The organism is uncultured Limnohabitans sp. (assembly GCF_937889215.1).
GTDB lineage: Bacteria > Pseudomonadota > Gammaproteobacteria > Burkholderiales > Burkholderiaceae_C > Limnohabitans_A.
The window spans coordinates 1-1,335 of record NZ_CALBEX010000170.1; the positions used below are offsets into that span (position 1 = coordinate 1).

A 1,335-nucleotide genomic window follows, 5' to 3' on the forward strand; every position below is an offset into this window, starting at 1 on the left:
GCTTTTCTAACGGGTGTGGTGTCGCTGGGGGGGTTGAGGCGGCCACGGGGAATGACCCGCTCACCCAACAGTGCCATGAACTGAATGAAATGGGCGTTTTGCGTGGCCAAGGCGATTTCGGTGTGGAATTGAAAATCAGCTTGGACTGCATTGTCTCCAGCTTCTATGGCTTGCAAGAAGGCATCCAGGGTCAGTCGTAATTTGGCCAGGTTCTCGCTGGTACGCCGCATCGCGGCAAGCGCTGCGGCTTCGGTCTCTAGGCCAATGCGCAACTCCAGAAGGGCAATTGTGTCGCGCAAGGTGCCAAGCTGATCAGGGTGGACCCGAAACAGGCGGTTGTCTTCTGGCAGCAGAGCAAAGGTGCCGATGCCATGCCGTGTCTCAGCCATGCCTGCGGCTTGCAGGTTGGAGATGGCTTCGCGCACCACGGTCCGACTTACGCCGAACTCTTGCATGATGTCCAGCTCTTTGGGCAGCTTGGTGCCAGGGGCGTAATCTTGGTTGCGGATGCGCAGCGCCAGCGTATCGGCCAACTCTGCAGACAGTGTTCTGGCTTTGCGGCGAGGTTCAAGCATTGGGGTAAACCATGGGGGAAATGATGGGGAGCGGTGCTAATATAGATGTACGACAACTGACGATGCCTTGGGTTCACTTTAGCAGATCCATCGCAGAAACAACATTGTCGTTTCCCAGAAACCACCCATCTCACCACAGGGCGCGCAGCGCCAAGGAGACACGAGACATGATGCATCGCAGATTTTTGATTCAAAGTACCGTAGCTGTCGCATTGTCAGCCACGGCCGCATTGGCTTCGGCGCAAACGGTGCTCAAAGCCGCAGACGTTCACCCTGCAGGTTACCCAACGGTTGTGGCCGTGGAGAGCATGGGCAAAAAAATGGAAGCGGCCAGCAATGGGCGATTCAAGTTCCAGATTTTCCCAGGCAGTGTGCTGGGCGGTGAAAAGGAGATGATCGAGCAGACCCAGGTAGGCGCGATCCAGATTCTGCGCACCTCTTTGGGTCCGGTCGGCCCTGTGGTGCCTGAGGTCAACATTTTCAACATGCCTTTCGTGTTCCGCGACATCCCGCACATGCGTGCAGTGATTGACGGCCCGATTGGCCAGGAATTGCTGGACAAAATTTCGGCTTCACCTGCCCGCATGGTGGCATTGGCCTGGATGGATGGTGGCTCGCGCAGCCTTTACACCAAGAAACCCGTGCGCAAGCCAGAGGACTTGAAGGGTCAAAAAATCCGGATGATGGGCAATCCACTTTTTGTGGACACCATGAACGCCATGGGAGGCAACGGCATTGCCATGGGTTATGGCGAGGTCTT

The 1,335-nt window shown here is 56.5% G+C and carries 2 protein-coding genes; one reads left to right on the forward strand and one right to left on the reverse strand.

Features of this window, described 5'->3' with window-relative positions; translation table 11 throughout:
• The coding region (locus Q0341_RS04415; RefSeq protein ID WP_299510848.1) for a GntR family transcriptional regulator at positions 1 to 575 on the reverse strand (575 nt) is incomplete at its 3' end.
• Between the two features lie 167 nt (positions 576 to 742).
• Here Q0341_RS04415 and dctP point away from each other — a divergent pair.
• A partial coding sequence (dctP, locus tag Q0341_RS04420) for a TRAP transporter substrate-binding protein DctP (protein ID WP_299510849.1) occupies positions 743 to 1,335 on the forward strand: 593 nt, incomplete at its 3' end.